Raw genomic sequence first — 25,224 nt, 5'->3', positions numbered from 1 at the left:
CTACCTCTCCAGTGCGACGACGGGCACGAACCCGCCGAAGATCATGCGTTTGCCGTCGAACGGCATGGGCTCCGCCATGAGCGCCGGATCGTTCTCCAGCTCGGCCATCACCGTGTCGCGCGTGGCCTTGTCAGGCCATTCGATCCACGAGAACGCCACCGTCTCGCCATCGCTTGCCTGGACCGCGCGGGCAAAGTCGGTGACCTTGCCGGCGGGAACGTCATCGCCCCATGCCTCGATCACGCGCAGCGCGCCCTTGTCGATGAAGATCTGGTCCATGCGCCGGGCATGTTCGATGAAGCGCGCCTTGTCGCCGCTGGAGACCGGGATCACGAAACCGTCTATGTAGCTCATGGCTTTTCTCCTGCGCTTGCCTGGGGGGAGGGAGGGTCGATGCCGAAGACCAGGGCGAAGTAGTCCCGCAAATGGGCGACGCCGTCCTTCACGGGACCCGAATGCCCCGCCGCCTTGGCCAGCACGAAGCTGCCCTGAAGCACCGCTTGGGTATGGGCAGCGAGGCCCTCGGCCGTCGCCGGAACTTTGCAGCCGTGCCGCTCGATCGCGGCCGCCAAGTCGGGGGTCAGCATGGCAACGTGGCTGTCGATGGTCGCGCCGCACGCTTCGCGCAGCAGCTCCGACGTCGCGAAAGCCTCTTGCACCACCGTGCCGACGAAGCAGGTGATTGCATCGAGCGACGCGCCGGTCAGCCGGGCGCGCATGTCGAGGTAGCCGAATACTCGATCGAGGGGATCGTCATGCCGATGATAATCGGCATCGACGAACATCGTTTCGCTGACGTCGCGCCAGTGCCCTGCCGCTGCGATGCCCAGTGCCTCCTTGGAGGCGAAATGATGGAAAAAGGCGCCCTTGGTGACCCCTGCGGCAGCGCAGAGCTGGTCGACGCTCGTTCCCGCCCACCCTTGACGGCGAACCTCGCTCAGTGCCGCGTCGAGCAGCGCGACGCGCGCATCGCCACGTGCTGGACGGGAAGATTTCACGGCTGTTTGACGACTCGCCATGACCGAAACATACCAATCGGTATGTTTCGGTCAATCGGTCGCGTTTTCGCCAAGCCGAAGCTTTGCGAACTAGCCGGCCACCGATTTCATCACGGCAGCCTCGCGCGCCGCCACCGCCTGCCATGCGGGTCGCGCGCACACGCGGGCGTACCATGCGGCTGTGGCTGGACGGCGCTCGGCATCGACCCCGCAATCGACGTAGGCGAGCGTCCGCAGCATCGACGCGGCGGCGATGTCGGCGATGCCGAATTCGTCACCCGTCAGCCAGCCTTCGGCCGGCGCGACACTCTCGAGATAGTCCAGCAGCGGTTCCAGGTCGGCCTCGCCCTGCCGGGCAGCGTCCTCGTCGCCGGGGCGACCGAGGAAGCGCGGCGAAACGAAGCGATTGAACATGATCTTGCCGCCCGCCGCGGCAAGGAGCGTGTCTGCGAATTCCTCGAACCAGATGGCCTTGCCGCGCCGTTTGGGATCGGTCGGCAACAAGGGCGGATCGGGGCGCAGCGCGTCCATGTAGGTTGCGATCGCGGTCGAATCGGCAAGGGTGTAGTCGCCGTCCTTCAGCGCCGGAATCTTGCGCATCGGGCTGGCCGCGAGAAAGTCGGGCGACGGATTTGCCGGATTGGTCAGCACGCTTTCGACCGAAAGGCCTTTTTCCTCGGCCACGACGAGCACCTTGCGCACGAACGGCGAGAGCGGAAACCCGAAAATCTGCATGGCGTTCTCCCAACTGGCGGGTTGTCTGCGCAACCCTCATCCTTGCTTATTGCAGCGCCGCGCCGTCACGTATAGGCGAACCGGTGATGAGCGACATTTCCAACATCCAGCCCGACAGCCGCGCGCAGACAGTGCTTGAGGCTCCAGACAAGACCGTTTCGGTGCGCGAGCTGTTCGGCATCGACGTCGATATGGAAGTTCCGGCGTTCAGCGAAGCCGACGAGCGCGTGCCCGACCTCGACGGCGCCTATGTCTTCGACCCGGACACAACACTGGCGATCCTCGCCGGATTTGCCTTTAACCGCCGCGTAATGGTCCAGGGCTATCATGGCACGGGCAAGTCGACCCACATCGAACAGGTCGCCGCGCGCCTCAACTGGCCGTGCATCCGCATCAACCTCGACGCGCATATCAGCCGTATCGACCTGATCGGCCGCGATGCGATCGTGTTGCGCGACGGGTTGCAGGTAACCGAGTTTCGCGAGGGCCTGCTGCCGTGGGCGCTGCAGACGCCGACCGCGCTGGTCTTCGACGAATACGATGCGGGCCGTCCGGACGTGATGTTCGTGATCCAGCGCGTTCTGGAAACCGAAGGCAAGCTCACCTTGCTCGACCAGAACCGCGTGATCCGGCCGAACCCGTGGTTCCGCCTGTTCGCCACTGCCAACACGGTCGGTCTCGGCGATACCAGCGGGCTCTATCATGGCACCCAGGCGATCAACCAGGGCCAGATGGACCGCTGGAACATCGTCGTCGGGCTCAACTACCTTCCCGCTGCGGTCGAGACCGAGATCGTTCTCGCCAAGTCGAGCGGCATTTCGGAAAAGATGGTGGCCGACATGGTGAAGGTCGCCGACCTGACCCGCCAGGGTTTCATCAACGGCGACATCTCGACCGTGATGAGCCCTCGCACCGTCATCACCTGGGCCCAGAACACCGCGATCTTCAAGGACGCGGGCTTTGCCTTCCGCCTGTCGTTCCTCAACAAGTGCGACGAGACGGAGCGCGTTCTGGTGGCCGAATACTACCAGCGCGTTTTCGGCACCGACCTGCCTGAAAGCGTCGTCGGCAAGGCCTAAACGTTCGCCGCGGCCGGCGCGGCCGCGGCGTGACTGTCGCGTTGATCAGGCGTTGGGCAGGATCAGGTACTTCTCGCCGGTGCGCTTGGCGTTGTACTCCGCCACCGCTTCCTTCGACAGGATCTGCGAAAGCGGTACCTTTGCCTTGTAATTGCTCGCGAACGTCGTCTTCAAGCCATCGCGCACGCGCTGGCGCAGACGTTCTGCCCCCTGTTCTCCCAGCTTGGCGAGGAAGGGCGTAAGCAGCCAGCCGCCGAGGCTCCATGTCAGCCCGAACGCGCGGTTGAGGATGGTTGGCCCCATGTCGAGCCCGCCATAGATATAGACCTGCTTCGCGCTGTTCGAGCCGTAGCGGCTGTAGGCCGCGCCTTGGTTGGCGACAATTTCCATCGCCGCAAGGATCTGGCCGGCGAGTTTGCCACCGCCGATGGCATCGAACCCGATCGTGGCCTTCGTCGCAGCGATGGCGGCGACGAGATCGGTCATGAAGGTGTCCGACGAACTGTCGACGACATGCTCGGCCCCTGCGTCCTTGAGCAACTGCACCTGCGCCGGACTGCGAACGATGTTCACCAGAGGAACATTGTCTTCCTTGCAGATGCGGACCAGCATCTGCCCCAGGTTTGAGGCGGCGGCGGTATGAACGATGGCATGGTGCCCTTCGCGCTTCATCGTCTCGACGAACGACAGCGCGGTCAGCGGGTTCACGAACGCCGAAGCGCCTTCTTCGGCGGTGACGTCGTCGGGCAAGGTCATGCACGCGCGGGCATCGGCAATCCGGTACTGGGCGTACATGCCGCCAGGCACGACGGTGACGAGCTTGCCCATCAGGGCCTGCGCCTCGGGCGCGTCGCCCGCGGCGATCACAGTACCCGCGCCCTCGTTGCCGACGGGCATGGCTTCGCCAACCCGGCCAGCCATCGCGCGCATGGCGGGTTCGGGCATCGGCGCTACGACCTTGCCTTCGCTATATTGCGCGCCTTCCATGTCGGCGGGGCCGAACAGCAGGGCGAGGTCGGACGGGTTGATCGGCGCGGCCTCGACCCTGATCAGCACTTCGTGGCCGGTCGGCGCGGGAAGCTCCTGATCGGCTAGGTGCACCGTAAGGTTGCCGTCGCTGCCAAGGGTGGAAAGCAGTTGCTTGCCAGTGGTCATTCGATCTCTCCCGGATAGACCGCCCTGACGAAATAAAGGCCGTCGGGTGGCGCATTGAAACCTAGTTTAGACCGGTCGCGGGCTTCCAGCGCAAGCGAAAGATCGGACCGGCTCCATTTGCCACGGCCGACCAGCGCAAGGCAGCCGACCATCGAGCGGACCTGGTGATGCAGAAAGCTGCGCGCGGCCGCGCGAATGTGGATTTCCCCGTCCGTCGAAGTCACCTCAAGGCTGTCGAGCGTCTTGACGGGACTTTGCGCCTGGCAGTGGACCGACCGGAAGGTGGTGAAGTCGTGCCGCCCCACCAGCACCGAGGCCGCGTCCGCCATCGCTTCGGCATCGAGCGGCGGAGAAAGCCGCCAGGCGCGACGTGCATCGAGCGTGAGCGGCGCCCTGCGGCAAGCGATCCGGTAGAGATAGCGCCGGCCTACGCAGGAAAACCGCGCGTGCCAGTCGTCCGCCACTTCTTCACAGCTCAGCACGGCGATCGGGTGCGGCCTGACCAGCGCGTTCACCGCCTCCATCAGCCGGAAGGGAGTGATCGCGCGCTCGATATCGCAGTGCGCGCGCATCGCCAGGGCGTGGACACCGGCGTCGGTGCGGCCCGCCGCGTGCAGCGTGACCTGTTCGCCGGTGATCCGTTGCAGTGCATCTTCGATCGCCTGCTGCACGGTGAGCCCGTGGGCCTGGCGCTGAAAGCCCATGAACGGGCTTCCGTCGAACTCCAGGGCAAGCGCGAAGCGGGTCAAGTGAGCATGGTTCCGCGCGGGATCGCAAAGCCGCGCAGGAACGAGGGTGCGTCCATCGCAGGGCGCCCCGCGCGCTGGATCAGCGTCGGTCGTATCGCGTTCGCCCCGCAGGCAATGGTCAGCGCCCCATCCAGCACCGTTCCCGGGCTACCGGACTCGTCCACGACCTTGGCGGCCAGGACCCGAAATCGCTCCTGGCCAAGCTCGAAAAAGGCGCCGGGGGCAGGGGCGAAGGCGCGGACCTGCCGCTCGACCGCCTCGGCGCCAAGAGCAAAGTCGAGCCGGGCCTCGGCCTTGTCGATCTTGGCGGCATAGGTAACGCCCTCTTCAGGCTGTGTGACCGCGTGGTGTGCCGGCCAATCGGCAAGTACGCCGGCCATCAGCGTGGCACCGAGGTTCGCCAGCTCGTCGGTCAGCGCTCCGGCGGTCTTCCCGTCTATCGGAACAGTGGCACGCGCCAGCATCGGGCCGGTATCGAGACCCGCTTCCATCCGCATGATCGTGACCCCCGTCACCGCGTCCCCGGCCAGGATGGCACGCTGGATCGGCGCGGCCCCCCTCCAGCGCGGAAGCAGCGAGGCATGCACATTGAGGCATCCCAGCCTTGGCGCATCCAGCACCTGGCGGGGCAGGATAAGGCCATAGGCCGCGACCACCGCGATATCGGCATCGAGCGCGGCGAAGGCCGCCTGCTCTTCCGTGCCCTTGAGCGAGGCAGGACAATGGACGGGAATGTGCCGGACCTCGGCGGCGAGGTGGATGGGCGATTTCTGCAGCTGCTTGCCGCGTCCGGCACGGCGGGGCGGCTGGGTGTAGACGGCGATCACCCGGTGGCCGCCGTCTGCAAGCTCGACCAGCGTCGGCACCGCGAATGCGGGCGTGCCCATGAAGATGATGCGCATGATCGTTCAGGTGCTTCCTAAGCGGGGCCCAAGCCCCTATCTGCCGGGCCATGGCATCGCAAGAGATCGAGGCATTGAGCGCGGCGCTGGCGCGACTGCCGGGGCTGGGGCCGCGTTCGGCGCGTCGTGCCGTATTGTGGCTAATAAAGCGCCGCGAAACCGCGCTCGTCCAGCTTGTCGAAGCGCTGGGGGCGGTCCGCGGCGCGCTGGTCGAATGTTCGACCTGCGGCAACGTCGATACGCGCGATCCTTGTTCGATTTGCGCCGATCCCCGGCGCGACGCGCGCAGCCTTTGCGTTGTAGAGGAAGTAGCGGACCTGTGGGCGCTCGATCGCTCACGCCTGTTCACCGGGCGCTACCATGTTCTTGGCGGCCGCCTGTCCGCGCTGGACGGCGTGCGGCCCGAGGATCTTGCGATCGGCAAGCTGATCGAGCGGGTCCGCGCCGGCGGGATCGACGAGGTGGTGCTGGCGATGAACGCAACGCTCGAAGGGCAGACGACCGCGCATTACATCGCCGAACGGCTCGAGGGTCTGCCCGTCCGCCTGACCCAGCTCGCTCATGGGCTCCCGGTCGGGGGTGAGCTCGACTACCTCGACGAAGGCACCCTCGCGCAGGCGCTGCGCGCACGCCGGCCGGTTGGCTGAACCGCGCATTCGCGCCGCGAGACGGGTTGATAGCGCGAAGGTTTCTTCCTATCTGGCCCCCATGGCCATCCGCCCCATCCTTGAAGTGCCCGATCCGCGCCTGAAACAGGTTTCCGCGCCTGTCACCGCGTTCGACGAGGACCTGCGCACCCTTGTCGCCGACATGTTCGAGACGATGTACGATGCCCCCGGCATCGGGCTCGCCGCGATCCAGGTCGGCGTTCCGCTGCGTGTGCTGGTCATCGACCTCCAGCCCGACGATCCTGACGCCGAGCCCGAGGTTTGCACCGCCCATGGCGGCGAGGCCCATACTCATCAACCGGTGAAGCGCGAGCCCCAGGTCTTCATCAACCCCGAAATTCTCGACCCGTCGGAAGAGCTCAAGGCCTACAGCGAAGGGTGCCTCTCGGTGCCCGAAATCTACGCCGAAGTCGCTCGCCCGGCGACGATCCGCGCGCGCTGGCAGGATCTTGACGGAAAGCAGCACGAGCAGGAAATGGACGGGCTGATGGCGACCTGCCTGCAGCACGAGATGGACCATCTCGAAGGCATCCTGTTCATCGACCACCTCAGCCGCCTCAAGCGCGAGATGGCGCTCAAGAAGCTCGAGAAGCTGCGCAAGGCGGCGTAATCCCCGCGCCTGGGGAGCGATTCAAAAAGCGCTTTCCTAATTCGATGTTCGGCCTATGTTCCGGCCGATGGATTCTCTCGTCATCGTCGTTGCCGTTATTGCCGGGATCGCTGCGGGCGCCTTTCTCGGCTGGCTCATGGGATCGCGTCCGGTGGCGGAATGGCGTGACCGGCATGGCGCGCGCGATGCCGAGGCGCGCGAACTGGACGAGAAGTTCCGCCGTGCGATCACCGAACTGGCCGGGGCTACCGAGCAGGCAAAGCGCGTCGATCCTCTCGAACAGGAGCTTGCGAACCTGCGTGGCTTGCACGCGGGTCTCTCGGCCGAGATCGCCGCGCTGCGGGCCGACGCCGCCAACTTCGCCGAGCGCGAGAAGCTGCTGGTCGAGGCGCGCGAGGCGTTGAAGAAGGAATTCGAGCTCGCCGGGGCAAAGGTTCTCGAAGGCGCGCAGGAATCCTTTCTCAAGCGCGCGCAGGACCGCTTCGCCGAAAGCGAGGGCAAGAACGAAGAGCGGATCAAGGCGCTGCTCGCCCCGGTGGGAGAGCGGCTCAAGACCTACGAGGAGCAGGTTGCCGCGCTCGAAGCCAAGCGGGTGGACTCGTTCGGGCAACTGACCGGGCTGATCGAGGGAATGCGCGCCGGGCAAGAAGCTATCCGTGCCGAGGCGCAGCGACTCGGCAACTCGCTCACCAACGCGCCCAAAGCGCGGGGCCGTTGGGGCGAGCGCGCATTGCAGAACGTGCTCGAGCAATCGGGCCTGAGCGAACACACCGACTTCCATCTCGAACATTCGGTGGCGGGCGAAGACGGCAGGTTGCGCCCCGATGCGATCGTGCGGGTGCCGGGTCAGAAGATCCTGGTGATCGACGCGAAGGTTTCGCTAAACGCCTACCAGGCGGCATTCGAGGCGACCGACGAGGCGCAGCGCAAGCTCCATCTGGACCTGCACGCGCGTTCGATGCGCAACCACGTCCAGACGCTGGGCGCGAAAAGCTACCAGAGCCAGTTTGAAGAATCCCCGGACTATGTGGTGATGTTCGTGCCGGGCGAGCATTTCGTCGCCGCTGCGCTCGAGCATGATCCGGAATTGTGGGACTTCGCCTTTCGCAATCGCGTCTTGCTGGCGACGCCCACCAATCTTGTCGCCATCGCTCGCACCGTGGCCATGGTCTGGAAGCAGGACACGATCGCACGCGAGGCGGTAGAGATCGGCAAGGCGGGGACTGAACTTTACGACCGGCTGGCGACCGCCGCCGACCATCTCAAGCGAGTCGGCTCGGGGCTCGACAGCGCCGTCAACAACTACAACAAGTTCGTAGGCAGCTTCGAGCGCAACGTCCTTACCGCCGGCCGGCGCTTGCGCGACAAGGGCATCGAGATCGGCAAGCGCGAGATCGACGACGTCCCGCTAATAGAATCCGCGCCTCGGCACGGAGGAGAAGCCTCCTGAATGCGGAACTCCCCTCGTGTCCGCTCATTGAGGTAGTCTAGGCGGCTGGCGACTTGGGGTGCACCGGCAATGTTGGAATTGCGGCCAGGTGTTGCATTGGCCTGCGCGTTGCTGGCTGCGTGCGGCAAACCCGCGCCCACCGCAGAGCCAGCCGCGAGATTGACCCTCGACGCCCGACCTGCTGCGCTCGAGACTGCCGCGCCCAGGCAAGAGCAACTTGAAAGTCCGCTCCAGCCGGTGGCCGAGGTCCGGCCGGAACCTGTGCTGTCGACCGGCACGCCTGAACCTCCCGCACCAGCGCCGATGCTTCCTGCAAAGTCCTATCGCCCTCGCGACGAATGTGCAGCACTCCCCGAGTTTCCGGCATTTCGCGACAAGCTTTTCTCAGCGATCCGCGCCCGCGATGTGGCTGCCCTCTTGCCGCTCTTTGCCACCGACGTGCGGCTGGACTTTGGTGGCGGTGCCGGGCGCGAGGAGCTCGGCAAACGCCTGACTTCGTCGCCGGGCTTGTGGGACAGTCTGGCGGGGATCGTGCCCCTCGGTTGCGCGGCGGACGGAGGCATCGCGACCTTGCCGTGGATCTTCTCGCGCGTGCCAGATGATATCGATCCCGGGGTGACGATGCTGGCGACAGGACCGGCGGTCGCCGTGCGCAAAAGCGCCGAACCGGAAGCAAAGGTCATGCGGCGCCTTGACTGGAACCTGATCGCGGTAAATCCGCCGTCTAGCGCAAAGGACATCTTCGTGAAGGTCGCGGGGGACGGGGCGACGGGTTATGTGGCCCGCAAGGACCTGCGCTCGGTTCTCGATTACCGGCTGGTCGCGGACCGCGGTGCGCAGGGCTGGCAAATCACAGCCTTCGTCGCGGGGGATTGACGCTCAGCGATTCGGAATGCGTTCGAACCGGGCGCTGTGCCCGCTCGACTGCAGGACGAGCGTCCCTCCAGCGAGGCGCAATGCCGGCGCGCCGACCAGCAGCGCGGAAAGCGCACGTTCCTGAGTGGCGAGGGGATCGCCGCAATACATTTCGGTTTGGACCAGCGGGCCGGCGATGAGCCGCCCGGCTTCGATGCGGTAATCACCGCCCAGGCGGTTGCAGCCGATGCTGGCGTTTACCTGACGGTCGGCGAAGTTGAGCGTTGCGCGCGCAGGGACGGCTGGTACGCTCCCATCGATCTGCGCGATCCGCCAGTTGCTTCCGCCCAGTCCCGCACTGCCGGAAGTCTGTGCGCTGCACCCGCCAAGGAGCGCGGCGCACCACATCAGCGCTGAAAGTGCGGATTTTGGCGAGAGCGGCATGATCGCCATGGCTAGGCCCGGCGATCTGATCGACCGCTGAACGCGGCGGTCAGCCGGGCTGCAGGTGGGCAAGCGCCTCGTATGCAAGTACGGCTGCCGCGACCGCCGCGTTGAGGCTGTCGGCGCGCCCGTGCATCGGAATCTTGACGCGCAGATCGCAGGCCGCCTCGTAAGATTCGGGCAGTCCGCGCGACTCGTTGCCGACCAGCAGGAAGCAGGGCGCGGCGTAAGGCGCGGCGCGATAGTCGTGCGGTTCGCGTAGCGATGCGGCCACCAGTTGCCCCGGTCCCGAACGCAGCCAGGCGATGAAGGGAACCCATGCCGTCTGGACAAGCGGAACCGTGAAGACCGCGCCCATGCTGGCGCGCACGGCCTCGACCGAGAATGGATCAGCGCAATCGTCGATCAGGATCAGACCGCCAGCGCCAACCGCGTCGGCGGTGCGCAGCATCGTGCCCAGATTTCCCGGATCGCGCAGTGCCTGGGCAACCAGAAAGAGCGGCGCGGCGGCGCGATCGGGATCGCCCAGTGAACGCCCGATCTCCGCGTAAACGCCGGCGACCGACTGCGGGTTTTCCTTGCCCGTGATCTTGGCCAGCACGTCGACGGGAAGCGTTACTACGTCGCCGCCCGCCGCCAGCACATCGCCCTCGAGCAAGGTGAGGAGATCGTGGGGCTCGCGCCCTTCTGCCATCAGGAGAAGTTCGGGAAGATAACCCGATTCCCGCGCGTCGGTCAGCAGGCGTAGGCCTTCGGCAAGGAACCGCCCCTCGCGCTTGCGGTGCTTCTTCTCGCGCAGCGAGCGGGCGAACTTGACGGTGGGATTGGAATAGCCGGTGATCGCGCGGCGCGCGCCACCTCTGGCGGGAACTTCGTCGGACAGCGGCTCAGTCCTCGCCGAAGCCGTCCTTGACCAGGCCGACAAGCTTGGTCAGCACGGCTATCGCGTTCTCGCCGGAAACGATGATCTCGATTGTGTCGCCCTTGGCCGCACCCAGCATCATCAGGCCGAGGATGCTGCCACCGGCCGCCTCTGACCCATCCTTGGCCACGCGCACGAGGCAGTTTTCGGGCAACTTTGCGACCGCGTTTACGAACTTGGCGCTGGCGCGCGCGTGAAGCCCCCGCTTGTTGGAGATAGCTACGCTTTCGCGCATCTCGGCGAGGGCCGTCTCGTCAGGCATCCTGGCCGAGGAATTCCGATGCCACGGTAATATACTGGCGTCCGGCGTCGCGCGCGGCACAGGCCGCCTGGTGCACGCCCATGCACTTGCGCGCCCCGGCCAGCCGGATCAGCATGGGCAGGTTGATTCCGGCGATCACCTCGACCCGACCGGCCTGCATCAGCGAGATAGCGAGGTTCGACGGCGTACCGCCGAAAAGGTCGGTCAGGATGATCACGCCGTCGCCAGAATCGACGCGGCGGATTGCGCTAGCGATTTCCTTGCGGCGTTTTTCCATGTCGTCGTTCGGGCCGATCGACACGGCTGCGACCGCCGGCTGGTGGCCGACGACATGCTCCATCGCATTGATGAATTCCTCGGCCAGGTGGCCGTGGGTAACCAGGATCAGACCAATCATCTGAATTACGTAAGCTCCGATTCGCGGGTAATCGCCATGATAGCGCCCGGGGACTGAACCGGACGTGGCGACGACAGACGCATTTCGTTCTGAAAACAGTATATTTCGAGGAATCCTGCGCTCATGTCGCTTGCGCATCCTCGAGCAGATCGGCTGATCTGGACGCCAGGTTGCGGTGCAGCAATGTGGGAGAAAACCCCGCCTCGCGCAAGGCCTTCGCGATTTCCTCGGCGAAGAACACCGAGCGGTGCCTTCCTCCGGTGCATCCGATTGCCACGTTCACATAGGCGCGGCCCTGAGCGGCGTAGCGGCCAAGCACGAGAATGAGAAGGTCGCGGATCCGCTCGAAAGCCTCGCGGAAGGCCGGATCCTTGCGGATGAACGCTGCTATCGCGGGATCCTGGCCGGTCAGGGGGCGCAGGTCGTCGACCCAGTGCGGATTGTCGAGGAAGCGGACGTCGAACACGAGATCGGCAAGCGGAGGCGTGCCGCGCGCGAAACCAAAACTGCTGATCGTCACGGTCGTGCCGGCGTCGGCGACGTCGGAGAACCGCTCGCGGATCGCCTGCTGAAGCTGATTGGTTGAATAGTCGGTTGTGGAGATCACCGCGTCGGCCCAGCGCCGCAACGGGTCGAGCAGTTCGCGCTCCGCCGCGATGCCGGCGGTCGCTGGCTTGTCCTGCGCCAGCGGATGGCGGCGGCGCGTTTCGTTGTACCGGCGGGCAAGCTCGGCGCCCGAGCAATCGAGGAACAGCGTAGTGATGTTGAGATCGCCGCGCTGCGACAGCTGCTTGACCCTGGCGATGATCCGCCTCGGGTCGAAGCCGCGGGTCCGGCTGTCGAACCCGATGGCTAGTGGTGCCGGCTCCTCGCCAGCGGTGCCCGACTTCCTTTCCAGCAATTGGCCGAGCAGGCGCACGGGGAAGTTGTCGATCGTTTCCCAGCCCAGGTCCTCGAGCATCTTGAGCGCGGTGGTCTTGCCCGCGCCAAGCAGGCCGGTGACCAGGAGTATGCGCTGCGGATGCGCGGCCTCGGGCGAATCGCTCGACATGGTCATCGGGTTTGCGCCCGCCGTGGGGCCAAGGAAAGGGCCGCGCGCCGCAAATCACCGGATTCCGTAGAGCCGAAGCGCCCATTCGGCGCGCAGGGCCAGGACGGGACTGTCGGGCCAAAGGACGATCCGAGGAAGAACGCAGCCGGCGATCTCGTGTTCGTCGGGGCCTTCCAGGAAGCGCGGAGCAGCGAGGTCGAGCCTGACCAACAGCGCGACCGGGACCGGAGGGGAAAACGGCAGCTCAACGATGCCCACGTTGCGGATTTCAAGCTTGCCCGCGGTGTGCGGATGCGCCGACGCGACCAGCCCGCCGGCGGCGGGTTCGAGCATCACCCCATCGTCGCCGACCAGCATCGCCCCACGGTCGATCATCGCGATCGCCAGGCTCGACTTGCCGCTGCCGGGCGCGCCCTCGATAAGCAGGCCGCGACCGCCGACGGCGACACACGTCGCCTGATGCGCGAAAGCGCTCATGCCGCGGGAAACTCGGCCACAAGGCACGCGCCGCGCCCGCCGTCGGGGCGGTCGTGAATCGTCAGGCGGCCGTCGTGGGCCGATACGATGGTCCTCGCGATGGCCAAGCCCAGCCCGCTGTGTGCGCCGAAATCCTCGCTGTCGGGGCGGACGGAATGGAACCGTTCAAACACCTTCTCGCGCTCCTCGACCGGGATGCCAGGGCCATCGTCTTCGACCACCAGCGAGACCACCTCTCCATCACCCGACAGCGCGACCCGTACCAGTCCGCCCCGCGGCGAGAACGATACTGCATTATCGATCAGGTTTTCGATAGCGCGTTCCAGGCGCGCCGCGTCGCCGGACACGATCGCACCGGCTTCGCCCGGCCCATCGAACCGGAAGCGCACGGCGCCGCTCGGCGCCCGGCTATCGCGGTCCTGGACAAGGCGTGCGGCAAGCAGGGCAAGGTCGATGCGTTCGAAGCTGGCACGGCTCAGTTCGGCGTCGATCCTGCTGGCATCCGCGATCTCGGTGATCAGACGGTCGATCCGCCGAACATCGTGCGCGGCGATGCCGGAAAGCTTTGACCGCAGATCGGGGTCCTCGACCTTGTCGAGCGCCTCGAGCGCGCTGCGCAGCGAGGCGAGGGGGTTCTTCAACTCGTGAGCGACGTCGGCGGCAAAGCTTTCGACCGCGTCGATCCGTTGGCGCAGAGCCCCGGTCATGTCGGAAAAGGCGCGGGCGAGCATGCCGATCTCGTCGCCGCGCTCTGGCAGGCGAGGCACTACGACCTGCCGCTCGCGCCCTAGCCGCACCCGCACCGCCGCGCGAACCAGCGCGCGTAACGGCTGGACGATCGTGCGGGCAAGGAACAGCGAAAGCTGGACCGACAGGATCAGCGCCACCGCCACCACGATCGCCAGCGTCTGCCGGGCATCGCGGATGTCCTGCGTGATGTCGCGTGCATTGCGCGTGGCCAGCAGCATCTCGCCACGCGCGCCGACCGGGCTGGCGGCGTTGATGACCGGGGTCCGGTCCGGGGCATAGCGCAGGCGCACTTCGCTGGCGGAGGAAGCGCGCGCGGCGGCAATTTCGGGCCAGGCGGCGGCTCCGGCTACGGCCGGTTCTCGGTAGCGGGGTATCTTGGGTGCCGTGACCAGGAAATCCACCCCGCGATCCAGCCCGCGGGCGACATCCTGATACCATGGCTCGGTCGCCGGATCGACGAAGGCAAAGGCGGGGTCGGCGATCGCAAAGCTGTCGATCAACAGCGCGCCCTTTGCATCGTAAAGGCGCAGGCGGAGCTTCTGCTCGGTCCCCACGCGCGCGATCAGCGCACGGCGTTCGTCGCCGCTCGTCTCCGCGAGCGCGTCGGCGGTGATTTCCACCTCGCTGCGCGCCAGCTTGAACCGTTCCTCGATGAGCTGTTTGCGCAGCGAGTCGAGATAGAACAGGCTTCCCGCCATAAGCGCCAGGGCAATGACGTTGACCGCGAGGATCCGCGCGGTGAGCGATACCCGGCGCGTCCAGAACAGCTTGCCGCCGGCATCTCCTTGCCGTTCCACGCGCTCGGCGGCGGCAATGGCACGCTCAGTCGTCGGCAAAGCTATAGCCGGCGCCGTAGAGGGTATCGATCGCCGCGAATTCGGAATCGACCGCGCGGAACTTGCGCCTCAACCGCTTGATGTGGCTGTCGATCGTCCGGTCGTCCACGAACACGTCATCTTGATAGGCAGCATCCATCAGCTGGTTGCGGGTCTTGATGACCCCGGGCCGCTGGGCCAGCGCCTCGAGGATGAGAAGTTCGGTCACCGTCAGCGATACCGGCTTGCCCGCCCACCGCACGTGATGGCGGGCCGAATCGATCTCGAGCCTTCCTCTGACAAGCGGCTCGGGTAGTGCCGAGGCATCGGCTTCGCTGCCCGCTGCGTCCCCGCGCGCAATATCGGTGCGGCGGAGGATCGCCCTTATCCGGGCGATAAGCAGGCGCTGACTGAAGGGCTTGGCGATGTAGTCGTCGGCCCCGGCGGCCAGCCCGAGTGCTTCGTCGACCTCGTCGTCCTTGCTGGTCAGGAAGATGACCGGAAGCTGGCTCGTTTCGCGCAGGCGGCGCAGCAATTCGAGACCGTCCATCCGGGGCATCTTGATGTCGAAGACCCCGAGATCGGGCGGATTGGAGACGAGCGCCGGCAAGGCGGATTCGCCGTCGCTGTAAACGCGCGTCACGAAACCCTCGGCCTGCAGCGCGATGGCGACCGAGGTGAGGATGTTGCGGTCGTCGTCGACCAGCGCGATCGTTCGAGGTGCCTCGTCTGCCATCGGCGGGGTCATAGCGGCTCCCGAGGCGTCTGACGAGGCGCGCTCCATACCGCAGTGCAGCGCAGTTTTTTGCGGCGGATGCGTCATTTGACGAGGCACGAGGCAGCGACTATGCGCCATCGAGAATCACGCAATCTCGACGGCGGTGATGCGGTGGCGCAGGCAATGCGTTCAAGCCGCCCGCCAATGCATCAGGAGAGTTTCGTTGTCCGGCACCGAACTGAACGTCACCCTGGACAAACAGGGCATCGAAACGTCCGCAGCGATCAAGGCCAATCTGGGCACTGCGGCGCTGGTCGAGGATGCCGTCCGCAACGGCGAGGGCAGCCTGGCGGCCGATGGCCCGCTGGTGGTGAAGACCGGCAAGCACACCGGACGTTCGGCCAAGGACAAGTTCATCGTCAAGGACGCGACGACCGAGGATACGGTCTGGTGGGGCAAGACCAACGTCCCGATGACTCCCGAGCAGTTCGCGACGCTCAAGGAGGATTTCTTCAAGACCCTGGGTGAAAAGAAGACCCTTTATGTCGCCGACCTGTTCGGCGGATCGCAGCCCGAATATCGCGTCAACGTGCGCGTCATCAACGAACTGGCCTGGCATAACCTGTTCATCCGCACGCTGCTGGTCCGCCCGACCGAGACCGAGCTTGCCGGGTTCGCGCCGGAATACACCATTATCGACCTGCCCAGCTTCCGCGCCGACCCGTCACGGCACGGCACGCGCAGCGAAACGGTCATCGCGGTCAACTTCACCGAGAAGCTTATTCTCATCGGCGGCACCGCTTATGCCGGCGAAATGAAGAAGAGCGTTTTCGGCATCCTCAACTTCCTGCTGCCCGCGCAGGGCGTCATGCCGATGCACTGCTCGGCCAACATCGGGCCGGACGGCAAGACCGCGGTGTTCTTCGGGCTTTCGGGCACGGGCAAGACCACGCTATCGGCCGACGCCAGCCGCACCCTGATCGGCGACGACGAGCACGGCTGGTCGGATACTGCCGTCTTCAATTTCGAGGGCGGCTGCTACGCCAAGATGATCCGTCTTTCGCCCGAGGCGGAGCCCGAGATTTTCGCGACCACGAAGCGCTTCGGCACGGTGCTCGAGAACGTGGTGATGGACCCCGAAACGCGCCAGCTCGATTTCGACGATGCCAGCCTCGCCGAAAACAGCCGCGGCTCCTATCCGATCGACTTCATTCCGAACGCGTCGAAGGACAACCTCGGCCCGGTGCCGGCGAACATCATCATGCTGACCGCGGATGCCTACGGCGTGTTGCCGCCGATCGCGCGGCTGACCCCGGACCAGGCGATGTATCACTTCCTCTCGGGTTACACCGCGCGCGTCGCGGGCACCGAGATCGGCGTGACCGAGCCGGAGGCCACGTTCAGCACGTGCTTCGGCGCGCCCTTCATGCCGCGCCACCCCAGCGTGTACGGCAACCTGCTGAAGGAGCGGATCGCCAAGGGCGCGGTGACCTGCTGGCTGGTCAACACCGGCTGGACTGGCGGCAAGGCGACGATGCCTGGCATCAGCCGCATGCCGATCAAGGCGACCCGCGCCCTTCTCAACGCGGCGCTCGACGGCAGCCTCAACCAGGTCGAATTCCGCAAGGACCCCAATTTCGGCTTCGAGGTGCCCGTTGCCGTGGCAGGCGTCGACAGCAAGATCCTAAACCCGCGCGAGGCTTGGGCCGACAAGGCCGAGTACGATCGCACGGCCGAGACGCTGGTGCGCCAGTTCATCGACAACTTCGCGCAGTTCGCCGACCATGTCGACGAAGGCGTTCGCCAGGCCGCACCGGCTAATCCCGTAGCCGCCTGACGTCGCGCCGCCGATGGCGGCCACTGTGAAGTGGTTCGCCATTGCATCCGGCAGTGCCTGCGTGGCTATTGCCCTAGCGCATATCGCACTTTGGCCGGGCGCGATCCCTTAGCCGCGCGCGGAAGCGATGTAGCGATTCACGTTGTGCGCCAGGACGTCGAGCGGAACGTTTCCGCCGTCGACCACCGCCTGGTCGAAATCGCGCAAGTCGTACCGCGCGCCCAAGGCAAGCTTGGCGCGCTCCCGCTGGCGCAGGATTTCGCTGTGTCCCATCTTGTAGGCGCAGGCTTGGCCCGGCCAACTGCAATAGCGGTCGACCTCGGGGGTCACTTCGCTCAGTCCGGAGCCGTTGGTGGTCGAGAACCATTCGATAGCCTGGGCGCGGGTCCAGCGCTTGGCGTGCAAGCCGGTGTCGACCACCATCCGGCAGGCCCGGAACGCGATCGACTGGAGGTAGCCGAGCTGGCCCACCGGGTCGCCTTCGTAGGCGCCCAATTCGTCGCCCAGGGTCTCGGCATAGAGCGCCCAGCCTTCGGTGTAGGCGCTGAAGCCCAGTAGCGAGCGGATAAGCGGCAGCTTGTTGGCGTATTCGCCCTGCCAGACATGACCTGGGATGCCCTCGTGGAAAGCGAGCGTGGGCAGGCTGAACTTCGAGTGGCGGTCAGTATCTCCAAGATTGATCCAGATCTTGCCCGGGATCTTTCCGTCGATCGAACCCGGCCCGCCATAGGCACCGGGCGCGCCCGCTTCTTCGGCCGGTGCGATGCGCCGAATCTCGAGATTGCCGCGAACGAGAGTGCGGAAGGCAACGGGCAGGCGGGTACGGATATAATCCAGCTTCTGCTGCATCAGCGCCACGATCTGGGCCCGACCGGCGTCGCTTGCCGGGAACTTGAAGCGCGGATCCTTGCCCAGCGCCGCCATGCGTTCGCCCACCGTCCCGGTGGTGAAGCCAAGACCGCGCAGGATCGGGTCCATCTTCGCCTGAAGCGCTGCAAGCTCCTCGCGGCCGAGCGCGTGGATCTCGTCCGCGGTGCGGCGGGTGGTCGTGTCGGCGCGCAGTGCCCAGGAATAGAACTCGTCGCCATGCGGCCTCGACCACATTCCGGCGACGTCGGTCGCAACCGCGCGTTCCGCACGGATTTCGGTGAGTTGCCGTTCGAGAGCAGGGACTACCTGGCTGGTCACGATCGCACGGGCGCGTGCATCCCAGTTGCCGGGGATAGTCGTTGTCCGTCGGGTCAGCGATGCGACCAGTGCGCCGCCGCCGCGGGCATCGGCGATGCTCTGGGACAGCTGCGCTATCGTGCGGTCGAGCAGGAAGGAGGGCGGAACCAGACCCATCGCCCTGGCGCTGCGGATACGGTCAGTCTCGCCGTCGAGGTTATGCGGGATCGCAGCGAGCCGGGAAAGATACGCTTCGGCACCGGTGGCATCGCGGACCGGGTGATCGGCATCGAGAAGGTTGGGCGCGTCAAGGTATTCGCCGACGTTCTGGATCACCGGATAAGGGGTGTTGCGCCAGCCACCTACCGCGACATCGCCATAAGGAAGCGCGAACCCGTCAAGCGCGGTCCGGTACGCGCTGGTCACGACTTCGGCGGTTGTGCGCGCAACGGGGTCGAGAGGCGCCGGGTCGAGAGCGCTCAAGCGTGCCAGGTCGCGGCGCAGGGTCGCGGCAAGCGCTTCCCGCCCCGCTTGGCTCCGGTCGGCAAGCTTGCTCCGCAGGCCGGCGTGAACGCCCGTGTCCACGCCTTTGGATGTCGCCTGCTCGGGATCGTGGGCCAGAAGATTCCACGCCATTTCGTCGAGCAGCGCCGCGGCGTCGCTACCTCCATTGCGTGGTTGCGGCGCAGCGGCCGTCGCCAGCCGGGCCGAACAGCGAGGCAATGCGAGGAATGCGGTTCCGGCGCCGAGCGCCAGCAGGGTTTCGCGGCGGGTCAGCGCACTGGAAGTCTTTGTCATCGCGCGCAGATTGTTCGTTCGGGCGGGCGCTGTCAAACCGCCTCGCCAATCGCTGTGGATGCGCTAGTCTGGCCAAGGATCAGGCGTGGAATTGGCAGGGGGCTGGGGACGATGGCCGATTTTCTCGACGCGATGCCGCTTCTCGCTGCCCTCGACGAAGACGAGCGGGCCGAGTTGCGGCTGGCGGCGATCCCGTTCGCGGCCACGCAGGGTGAGCGGATCTTTCGCCAGGGTGATCCGCCGACATGCCTCTACCTGCTCGAACGCGGAGAGCTGGAGATTGCCACGCGCATCCCGGGCGATCCGGCTGCAAGCGTGAGCAGGATCGAGCCGGGTGAGGCGGTCGGGGAGTTCGCGCTGCTCGACCCGGGCCCGCGCTCGGCCAGCGTCTCCGCCCTCGCGGACAGCAGCGGCCTTGTCCTGGGCCGCGACCACTTCCTGGCGATGGTAACTGAAGGACGCCCCGCCGCGATCAAGCTGCTCGATGCCTTGCGGGTGCTCACGGCGCGGCGGACGCTGGCGACGCTCCACCGGATCGGCGAGGGCAGCGGCGCGGCGCGATGCGAATTGCGGGCCTTTCCAGCCGACAGCAAGACGCCCGAGGGGGCGGCCCAGCCCGTCGCCGCCGCGCTGGTCACCACGCTCAGCGCGTTTTCTGGGCTGGCGCTCGATGACGCGGCGAGACTGCTGGCAGAGGGCGAGGCGGTTGACGTCGCGCGGGGGGTGCTTCTCGCGCCGGCTGAGGCCGCGCCGGACGGAATATTTCTTGTCCAGCGCGGAGCGGTCCGTGCCGGGCTGCCCCGCGCCGATGGGCTGGAGCAGGTCATGATCCATGCTCCGGGCGATTTCGCGGGCCTCACCCCTGTTTTCGCGGACCAGCCCTATCCGCTCTCGCTGTCGGCGGCTGAGCCGTCCCGCCTGCTGCGGATCGGTGCGGCGCAATTCCATGAATGGCGAACCGACCGCAGCGGCCTTGCCCGCGCGGCGATGGAAGCGGCAGGACGGCAGCTCGTGCGCGACCAGCGCCGGGCCAATCGCCACCTCGGGCGTGCGCTGGCGCTGGGGTGGTTCAATCGTGCGGGGAATGTCGCCTGATGTGCCGCCTGCTCAGCTACCTCGGAACGCCCGTGGTAATCGACGATCTCCTCTATTCGCCGGATTCATCGCTGCTGAACCAGACGCTCGACGCCCAAATGCTGCACATGCTGAACCTGGCTGGTTTCGGCATGGCGGCATGGGACCCGGCGAGCCACATCGCGGCCAGCCCCCACGTCTATCGCACTACTCAGGTCGGCGTGTTCGACCGCAACCTGAAGGTCCTCGCCAACAAGGTGAAGGCGCAGGCAATGCTCGCTCACATCCGCGGCGTGCCCTACAATTCGACGGTCCAGATCAACGAGCAGAACGTCCATCCGTTCAAGTTCGACCGGGTCCCGCTGGCGATGGCGCACAACGGCGATCTCGCCTCGTTTCGGACGATGCGCTTCGATCTCGCCCCCTATCTCGACCCGCGCATCGGCGGACATATCCAGGGCTCGACCGACAGTGAGTGGATCTACGCCCTGACCCTCTCGGCGCTCGAGGACCCGTTCGCGATCAATCCGCCCGAGGCGATCCTGGCCGCAGTGCGCCAAGCCCTGAGCGTGATCCGCGAGGTGCGCGCGCGTCACGGGATCGAGCGGTCGTCATCCTCGAACCTGATATTCTGCGACGGCATCAACATGGTGGCGGTGCGATATACATTCGATTTCGGGCGGTTCGACGAGCGCCAACTTCAGGGAACGACGGAATATCTCAGCATGTGGTACTCGTTCGGCCGTGACTACGGCCTTCACGACGGCCCGCACGGCGAGGAGTGGGGGCTGAGCGGAAGCGCGGCCGATGCGGACAGCATCATCGTGGCATCGGAGCCGCTGACGCGCGACTTTGCCACCTGGCTCGAGGTGCCTGAATACAGTGCGTTGCTGGTCCGGCGCGACGGAATGTTCCGCCGCGCCGAAATCCACGCGCTCGAAATCTGACCTAGTCCAGCATCTCGGCGGGCACCTTGCCGCCGTTCGCCGCCAGTTCCTTCATCGTGGCCTTATGCAGCCAGATGTTCATTTCGGCGCTGCCGTCGAGCGCCCCGGTGTAACCCAGTTCCTGCGCAAGCTCCTTTCGGTTCTCGAGACTGGAGTCGATCCCCACCAGCTTCATCAGGTCGACGATTGACGAGCGCCAGTTCAGGTACTTGCCCTGCGCCATCTGTTCGAGGTTGTGCTCCACATCGACGTCGCTGACCGCGACCGATGCAGCCTGGGTTGTGGCCGGCGTCGGGGTTGAACCAGTCGGCGCAGCACCGGTCGTCGGCGCCGATTGTGCGGGTGTCGCGGCCTGTGCCTTATGACCGAAGATGGCGTCCTTGATCTTGCTGAAGATATTCATGGGAGGGCTCTCCTGCCGCGAGTGTTGATTGCCCTATCAAGCGCTCCGTGCGCGCGAATGTTCCGCGCGGGATCAAGAATGTCGCGCCGCGCGGTGCCAAAGTCTGGCCAATGCGTTGTAGAGGGCGAACCGGGCAGCTTTTCCCGCTGCGCGAAGATGGAGAAGGAGCAGCCCCATGAACATTTCCGACATCCTCCAGGGAAGCGGCGGCATCGAGGCGATGGCCAACCAGCTCGGCATCACCCCGCAGGAAGCCGAGCGTGGCGCAGGCGCTCTGCTTCCTTCGATTCTTCATGGATTCGGCCAGCGTGCGCAGCCCGACGCTGCAAGCGGCGGCGGCGGCCTGGAGGACGTATTGGGCCAACTTGGCGGCGGCAATCTGGCTGCGAATGTCACTTCGCCTGGACCGACGGAGGTCGACAAGGGCAACAAAATCCTGGGTCACATATTCGGATCGAAGGCGGTAAGCCGCCAAGTGGCGGGCGAAGCGGCTCCTGCCGCGGGGTTGGACCCCGCTATCCTCAAGAAGATGCTTCCCATACTTGCCATGCTGGTTGGTGGCTATCTGTCGAACCGATCCCGCGAGGGCGGTTCTGGCGGCCTTGGCGGAGTGCTGGGCTCGATCATCGGCGGTCTTGCCGGCGGCCGCGCTGGCGGCGGCATGGGTGGCGGGCTTGGCTCGGTGCTCGGCGGGATGCTCGGCAGCAAGCTCTGAGAGATCGGCCGCCGTCGTCCCGTCTTGCGGAGATCATCTGCCGTAGCTAGCGCCGGTGGATGAACTTCGTTCTCTCGGCCCTGATGCTCAGCTCCATTGCGCTGGTCGCCGGCGCGGTGGTGCTGTGGCGCCGCACGGGAGAGCGCCGCCGACCGCTGCTCATGATGCTGCTTGCCGCGATCATGCTTGCCAACGTGGCAATCTGGACCCTGCCCGATGCCTCGGGCACCGCGCCTCTTTCACAACTGCCGCAATAGCGGCGGTTACTTGATCGGCGAATCCGGCGCGAGGCGCATGTCGAGATAGTTGTCGACCGAGTGCATCATGTCGTCGAGTTCATGCTCGAAGAAGTGATTCGCGCGCGGAATCTCGTCGTGATGGATTGTGATGTGCTTTTGCGTGCGCAGCTTGTCGACCAGCTTCTGCACCGCGATCGGGGCGACCACCGTGTCGGCCGCGCCCTGAACCATGATGCCCGATGCAGGACACGGGGCGAGGAAGGAAAAGTCGTACATGTTGGCGGGCGGCGCCACTGAAATGAAGCCGCGGATCTCGGGACGGCGCATCAGCAGCTGCATGCCGATAAGGGCACCGAAGCTGAAGCCCGCGATCCAGGTCGTCTGCGCCTCCGGATGGATGGACTGCACCCAGTCGAGCGCGGCGGCCGCGTCGGACAGTTCGCCAATCCCGTTGTCGAAGCTGCCCTGGCTGCGGCCGACTCCCCTGAAATTGAAGCGAAGCGTGGCGAAGCCGCGGTTTACGAAGGTCTTGTAGAGGGCCTGGACGATCCGGTCGTTCATGGTCCCGCCGCCCTGGGGGTGCGGGTGCAGGATCATCGCCACCGGCGCGCGGGGACGCGAGGCGGGCTGGAAACGGCCTTCGAGACGGCCCTCGGGACCGGGAAAGATGACTGCGGGCATGGGCGCACCTGAACTGCTCGGCCGGCGCGCCATGAGGCGCGGCTGCACGGTGAATGTTGCTTTTCCCTATCGAAGGGTCGGGGGGCTATATAGAAACGAAGCTCGTGAAAGCAACTTGAACAGGCCTGACAAGTCGTCTCGCTTGGAATTAGGAAAGACCTGGACTTGCTGCCGCCCCTTTATCTCGACCATGCCGCTACCGCTCCGCTTCTGCCCGAAGCGCGCGCGGCGCTTGAGGAAGGGTTCGCGCACTGGGCCAATCCGTCGAGCCCCCACCGTGCTGGGCGGGCGGCGCGCGCGGCGCTGGAGCTTGCGCGCGAAAGGATTTGCGCGGCGCTGGAGTGGGACGGCGCCTTGATCTTCACCAGCGGCGCGACCGAGGCGCTGGCGTTGGCGCTGGGCACGGCCAAGGCCGGCAACATCCTTGTCTCGGCGGTCGAGCACGAGGCGGTGCAGCGGCCCGCAGGTTCCGAAGCCTCGGTCATTCCCGTCGGTCGTGACGGACTTGTCGACCTCACCGCACTCGACCGGATGCTCGCCGAAGCAGGCCAGCGCCCGCTGGTGGCGGTGCAGCAGGTGGGCAACGAGACCGGGGTGATCCAGCTGCTGGACGAAGTTGCTGCATTGGTCACAAGGCATGGCGGCATGCTCCTTGCCGATTGCGCGCAGGGCGGCGGCAAGCTTGCGCTACCTCCTGCTGACCTGATCGCGCTTTCGGCGCACAAGTTCGGTGGGCCGATCGGAACAGGTGCGCTGCTGGTGCGCGATTTCGCTCTGCTGAACGCGCGAGGCGGCCAGGAACGCGGATATCGTGCCGGAACGGAGAACCTGCCCGGCGCGATGGGAATGGCCGCCGCGATCGAGGCGGGCGACGAATGGCTTGCCGGCGTGGAGAGCCTTCGCGCGGTGCTGGAGCAGCGGATCGTCGAAGAGGGCGGAGAGGTCATCGCGCAAAGTTCACCGCGCCTTGCGACGATTGGCGCCTACCGGATGCCGAACGTCATGGCTGCGTCGCAACTTATCCGCTTCGACGCGGCCGGGATCGCGGTCTCCGCAGGGAGCGCCTGTTCGTCGGGATCGCTCCGTACGAGCCATGTGCTTGCCGCGATGAACCTCGACGCGCGCGAGGCTGGAGAGGTGATCCGCGTCAGCCTGGGGCGGGAGACGACGATGGCCGACGTGGCGCGCTTTGGCGATGCTTGGGCTGCGATTAGCCGCGCGGTTCGCGCCGCGGCATGATCTATCTCGATTACCAGGCGACCACCCCCCTCGCGCCCGAGGCACGCGAAGCGATGCTCCCGTGGCTGGACGGTCCCGGCGGTGCCGGCTTCGCCAATCCCCACAGCCCGCATCGTCCGGGCCGCGCCGCGGCGGCCGCGGTCGAAGCGGCGCGCGAGCGCGTGGCCGGGCTGTTCCCGCCTGGAGGGCGCGTGGTATTCACGGGGGGCGCGACAGAGGCGCTCAATCTCGCGATCATGGGCAGCGCGAGGGCAGGAGACGGTCGCTCAGTCGCGGTTTCCGCGATCGAACACGCCGCCGTCCTCGATACCGCCCGGGCGACCGGCGCGCCGCTGACGGTCCTGCCGGTGAATGAGGAAGGCCTGGTGAGCCCGGCCGCCGCTCTTCCGGCAAATGTCCGGCTCGTCTGCGTAATGCAGGTGAACAACGAGATCGGGACCGTTCAGCCGGTCGATCAGTTGGCCGAGGCCGCGCACGGCGCGGGTGCGCTGTTCCTATGCGATGCGGTGCAGGGGGCAGGCAAGTTCGCGGCACCCGATGGAGCCGATCTCGTCGCGATATCCGCTCACAAGCTCCACGGTCCGAAGGGAATCGGCGCGCTGTGGGTGCGGGACGGTGTGGAGCTTTCCCCGATGATCCACGGCGGCGGACAGGAGCAGGGGCTTCGATCGGGCACGCTGAGTCCCGCGCTGTGCGCCGGGTTCGGTGCCGCAGCGACGTTGATGATGCAGCGCCGGGAGGATGATGCCGCCCACATCGAACGCCTTTGGACCGTTGTGCGCAGTGTGTTCGAGGATTGGACGCTGAATGGCTCGGAAACGCAGCGCTGGCACGGCAATCTCAACATCCGGCGTGAAGGGCTGGACGCGGCGCGCCTGATCGCTGATGTTCGCGAGGTCGCTTTCTCGGCAGGTTCGGCCTGCGCCAGCGGTTCGGGCCGTCCGAGCCACGTGCTGCGCGCACTCGGACTTCCCGCGGAAGAGGCCAAGGGCTCGATCCGGCTCGGTTTCGGACGTTATACCACGGAAGGGGAGATTGAAGAGGCTGCTGCCGCGATCAACGCAGCGGCGTTCGAGCAATGTTGAAC

The 25,224-nt window shown here is 66.1% G+C and carries 29 protein-coding genes; 12 read left to right on the top strand and 17 right to left on the bottom strand.

Annotated features, from left to right (window positions below):
• The 3 genes from ACFO0A_RS07170 to ACFO0A_RS07160 all read right to left on the bottom strand — a co-directional run bounded on the left by ACFO0A_RS07170 (position 1) and on the right by ACFO0A_RS07160 (position 1,766).
• Complete coding sequence (locus ACFO0A_RS07170) at positions 1-354, bottom strand: DUF1428 domain-containing protein (RefSeq protein WP_379538327.1); 354 nt, start codon at positions 352-354, stop codon at positions 1-3.
• Positions 351-998: a TetR/AcrR family transcriptional regulator gene (locus ACFO0A_RS07165; protein ID WP_379538326.1), complete on the bottom strand. Its 648-nt coding sequence runs from the start codon at positions 996-998 to the stop codon at positions 351-353. The genes ACFO0A_RS07170 and ACFO0A_RS07165 overlap by 4 nt, the downstream gene beginning before the upstream one ends.
• Before the next feature lie 90 nt (positions 999-1,088).
• The gene (locus tag ACFO0A_RS07160; protein ID WP_379538325.1) at positions 1,089-1,766 is read right to left on the bottom strand and encodes a glutathione S-transferase family protein; all 678 of its coding nucleotides are present in this window, start codon (positions 1,764-1,766) and stop codon (positions 1,089-1,091) included.
• A gap of 53 nt (positions 1,767-1,819) precedes the next feature.
• Between ACFO0A_RS07160 and cobS the strand changes: the two genes are divergently transcribed.
• A complete protein-coding gene (gene cobS, locus ACFO0A_RS07155) occupies positions 1,820-2,812 on the top strand; it encodes a cobaltochelatase subunit CobS (protein ID WP_379538324.1) in 993 nt (330 codons plus the stop codon).
• A gap of 45 nt (positions 2,813-2,857) precedes the next feature.
• Here cobS and ACFO0A_RS07150 read toward each other — a convergent pair whose 3' ends face one another.
• The 3 genes from ACFO0A_RS07150 to fmt are packed head-to-tail and all read right to left on the bottom strand — an operon-like array spanning position 2,858 to position 5,618.
• Positions 2,858-3,967: a zinc-binding dehydrogenase gene (locus tag ACFO0A_RS07150; protein WP_379538323.1), complete on the bottom strand. Its 1,110-nt coding sequence runs from the start codon at positions 3,965-3,967 to the stop codon at positions 2,858-2,860.
• Complete coding sequence (truA, locus tag ACFO0A_RS07145) at positions 3,964-4,716, bottom strand: tRNA pseudouridine(38-40) synthase TruA (protein WP_379538322.1); 753 nt, start codon at positions 4,714-4,716, stop codon at positions 3,964-3,966. The genes ACFO0A_RS07150 and truA overlap by 4 nt, the downstream gene beginning before the upstream one ends.
• Positions 4,713-5,618 (bottom strand): methionyl-tRNA formyltransferase, encoded by a 906-nt coding sequence (gene fmt, locus ACFO0A_RS07140; RefSeq protein WP_379538321.1) that lies wholly within the window; start codon positions 5,616-5,618, stop codon positions 4,713-4,715. The genes truA and fmt overlap by 4 nt, the downstream gene beginning before the upstream one ends.
• A gap of 50 nt (positions 5,619-5,668) precedes the next feature.
• Here fmt and recR point away from each other — a divergent pair, with 50 nt between their 5' ends.
• From recR to ACFO0A_RS07120, 4 genes are all read left to right on the top strand, one after another.
• Positions 5,669-6,265, top strand: coding sequence for a recombination mediator RecR (gene recR, locus ACFO0A_RS07135; RefSeq protein WP_379538320.1), 597 nt, complete (start codon positions 5,669-5,671; stop codon positions 6,263-6,265).
• 61 nt (positions 6,266-6,326) lie between these two features.
• A complete protein-coding gene (gene def / locus ACFO0A_RS07130; RefSeq protein ID WP_379538319.1) occupies positions 6,327-6,896 on the top strand; it encodes a peptide deformylase in 570 nt (189 codons plus the stop codon).
• Positions 6,897-6,963: 67 nt separating this feature from the next.
• Positions 6,964-8,346 (top strand): DNA recombination protein RmuC, encoded by a 1,383-nt coding sequence (locus tag ACFO0A_RS07125; RefSeq protein ID WP_379538318.1) that lies wholly within the window; start codon positions 6,964-6,966, stop codon positions 8,344-8,346.
• A 237-nt stretch (positions 8,347-8,583) separates the two neighbouring features.
• Entirely contained in the window at positions 8,584-9,222 is a 639-nt protein-coding gene (locus tag ACFO0A_RS07120) for a hypothetical protein (RefSeq protein WP_379538317.1), read from the top strand.
• A 3-nt stretch (positions 9,223-9,225) separates the two neighbouring features.
• Here the strand turns inward: ACFO0A_RS07120 and ACFO0A_RS07115 are convergent, their stop codons facing one another.
• From ACFO0A_RS07115 to ACFO0A_RS07080, 8 genes are all read right to left on the bottom strand, one after another.
• Positions 9,226-9,654, bottom strand: coding sequence for an META domain-containing protein (locus ACFO0A_RS07115; protein ID WP_379538316.1), 429 nt, complete (start codon positions 9,652-9,654; stop codon positions 9,226-9,228).
• Between the two features lie 40 nt (positions 9,655-9,694).
• Entirely contained in the window at positions 9,695-10,528 is an 834-nt protein-coding gene (locus tag ACFO0A_RS07110) for a TrmH family RNA methyltransferase (RefSeq protein ID WP_379538469.1), read from the bottom strand.
• 4 nt (positions 10,529-10,532) lie between these two features.
• Positions 10,533-10,829, bottom strand: a complete 297-nt coding sequence (locus ACFO0A_RS07105; RefSeq protein ID WP_379538315.1) for an HPr family phosphocarrier protein — start codon at positions 10,827-10,829, stop codon at positions 10,533-10,535.
• The gene (locus ACFO0A_RS07100; protein ID WP_379538314.1) at positions 10,822-11,226 is read right to left on the bottom strand and encodes a PTS sugar transporter subunit IIA; all 405 of its coding nucleotides are present in this window, start codon (positions 11,224-11,226) and stop codon (positions 10,822-10,824) included. Before ACFO0A_RS07100 ends, ACFO0A_RS07105 begins: the two co-directional genes overlap by 8 nt.
• Before the next feature lie 121 nt (positions 11,227-11,347).
• The gene (gene rapZ / locus ACFO0A_RS07095) at positions 11,348-12,283 is read right to left on the bottom strand and encodes an RNase adapter RapZ (protein ID WP_379538313.1); all 936 of its coding nucleotides are present in this window, start codon (positions 12,281-12,283) and stop codon (positions 11,348-11,350) included.
• A 48-nt stretch (positions 12,284-12,331) separates the two neighbouring features.
• A complete protein-coding gene (locus ACFO0A_RS07090; protein WP_379538312.1) occupies positions 12,332-12,754 on the bottom strand; it encodes an HPr kinase/phosphorylase in 423 nt (140 codons plus the stop codon).
• Entirely contained in the window at positions 12,751-14,301 is a 1,551-nt protein-coding gene (locus ACFO0A_RS07085) for a sensor histidine kinase (protein ID WP_379538311.1), read from the bottom strand. Before ACFO0A_RS07085 ends, ACFO0A_RS07090 begins: the two co-directional genes overlap by 4 nt.
• Positions 14,302-14,326: 25 nt before the next feature.
• Positions 14,327-15,067 carry a response regulator gene (locus ACFO0A_RS07080; RefSeq protein WP_379538310.1) on the bottom strand — a complete coding sequence of 247 codons (741 nt, stop codon included), beginning with the start codon at positions 15,065-15,067 and terminating at the stop codon, positions 14,327-14,329.
• 193 nt (positions 15,068-15,260) lie between these two features.
• Here ACFO0A_RS07080 and ACFO0A_RS07075 point away from each other — a divergent pair, with 193 nt between their 5' ends.
• Positions 15,261-16,874 carry a phosphoenolpyruvate carboxykinase gene (locus tag ACFO0A_RS07075; RefSeq protein WP_379538309.1) on the top strand — a complete coding sequence of 538 codons (1,614 nt, stop codon included), beginning with the start codon at positions 15,261-15,263 and terminating at the stop codon, positions 16,872-16,874.
• Between the two features lie 108 nt (positions 16,875-16,982).
• Here ACFO0A_RS07075 and ACFO0A_RS07070 read toward each other — a convergent pair whose 3' ends face one another.
• On the bottom strand, positions 16,983-18,839 hold the full coding sequence (locus ACFO0A_RS07070; protein ID WP_379538308.1) for a DUF885 domain-containing protein: 1,857 nt from the start codon (positions 18,837-18,839) through the stop codon (positions 16,983-16,985).
• A 111-nt stretch (positions 18,840-18,950) separates the two neighbouring features.
• Here ACFO0A_RS07070 and ACFO0A_RS07065 point away from each other — a divergent pair, with 111 nt between their 5' ends.
• A complete protein-coding gene (locus tag ACFO0A_RS07065) occupies positions 18,951-19,934 on the top strand; it encodes a cyclic nucleotide-binding domain-containing protein (protein WP_379538307.1) in 984 nt (327 codons plus the stop codon).
• Positions 19,934-20,860 (top strand): class II glutamine amidotransferase, encoded by a 927-nt coding sequence (locus ACFO0A_RS07060; protein WP_379538306.1) that lies wholly within the window; start codon positions 19,934-19,936, stop codon positions 20,858-20,860. The genes ACFO0A_RS07065 and ACFO0A_RS07060 overlap by 1 nt, the downstream gene beginning before the upstream one ends.
• A 1-nt stretch (position 20,861) precedes the next feature.
• Here the strand turns inward: ACFO0A_RS07060 and ACFO0A_RS07055 are convergent, their stop codons facing one another.
• Entirely contained in the window at positions 20,862-21,263 is a 402-nt protein-coding gene (locus ACFO0A_RS07055; RefSeq protein ID WP_379538305.1) for a DUF3597 domain-containing protein, read from the bottom strand.
• Between the two features lie 175 nt (positions 21,264-21,438).
• Between ACFO0A_RS07055 and ACFO0A_RS07050 the strand changes: the two genes are divergently transcribed.
• Together ACFO0A_RS07050 and ACFO0A_RS07045 are read left to right on the top strand one after the other, a co-directional pair.
• Positions 21,439-21,978 (top strand): DUF937 domain-containing protein, encoded by a 540-nt coding sequence (locus ACFO0A_RS07050; protein WP_379538304.1) that lies wholly within the window; start codon positions 21,439-21,441, stop codon positions 21,976-21,978.
• A gap of 59 nt (positions 21,979-22,037) precedes the next feature.
• Positions 22,038-22,235, top strand: coding sequence for a hypothetical protein (locus ACFO0A_RS07045; protein WP_379538303.1), 198 nt, complete (start codon positions 22,038-22,040; stop codon positions 22,233-22,235).
• Positions 22,236-22,241: 6 nt separating this feature from the next.
• Here the strand turns inward: ACFO0A_RS07045 and ACFO0A_RS07040 are convergent, their stop codons facing one another.
• Positions 22,242-22,931 (bottom strand): alpha/beta hydrolase, encoded by a 690-nt coding sequence (locus ACFO0A_RS07040; RefSeq protein ID WP_379538468.1) that lies wholly within the window; start codon positions 22,929-22,931, stop codon positions 22,242-22,244.
• Positions 22,932-23,063: 132 nt separating this feature from the next.
• Between ACFO0A_RS07040 and ACFO0A_RS07035 the strand changes: the two genes are divergently transcribed.
• Both ACFO0A_RS07035 and ACFO0A_RS07030 read left to right on the top strand, forming a co-directional pair.
• Positions 23,064-24,137 carry a cysteine desulfurase family protein gene (locus ACFO0A_RS07035; protein WP_379538302.1) on the top strand — a complete coding sequence of 358 codons (1,074 nt, stop codon included), beginning with the start codon at positions 23,064-23,066 and terminating at the stop codon, positions 24,135-24,137.
• Complete coding sequence (locus ACFO0A_RS07030) at positions 24,134-25,222, top strand: cysteine desulfurase family protein (protein ID WP_379538301.1); 1,089 nt, start codon at positions 24,134-24,136, stop codon at positions 25,220-25,222. Before ACFO0A_RS07035 ends, ACFO0A_RS07030 begins: the two co-directional genes overlap by 4 nt.
• The last annotated feature ends 2 nt before the right edge of the window (positions 25,223-25,224 follow it).

It is taken from the genome of Novosphingobium tardum, assembly GCF_042652045.1.
Lineage (GTDB): Bacteria > Pseudomonadota > Alphaproteobacteria > Sphingomonadales > Sphingomonadaceae > Novosphingobium > Novosphingobium tardum.
Note: the sequence above shows the minus strand (reverse complement) of the source record. Positions and strands in the feature narration are given on the sequence as shown.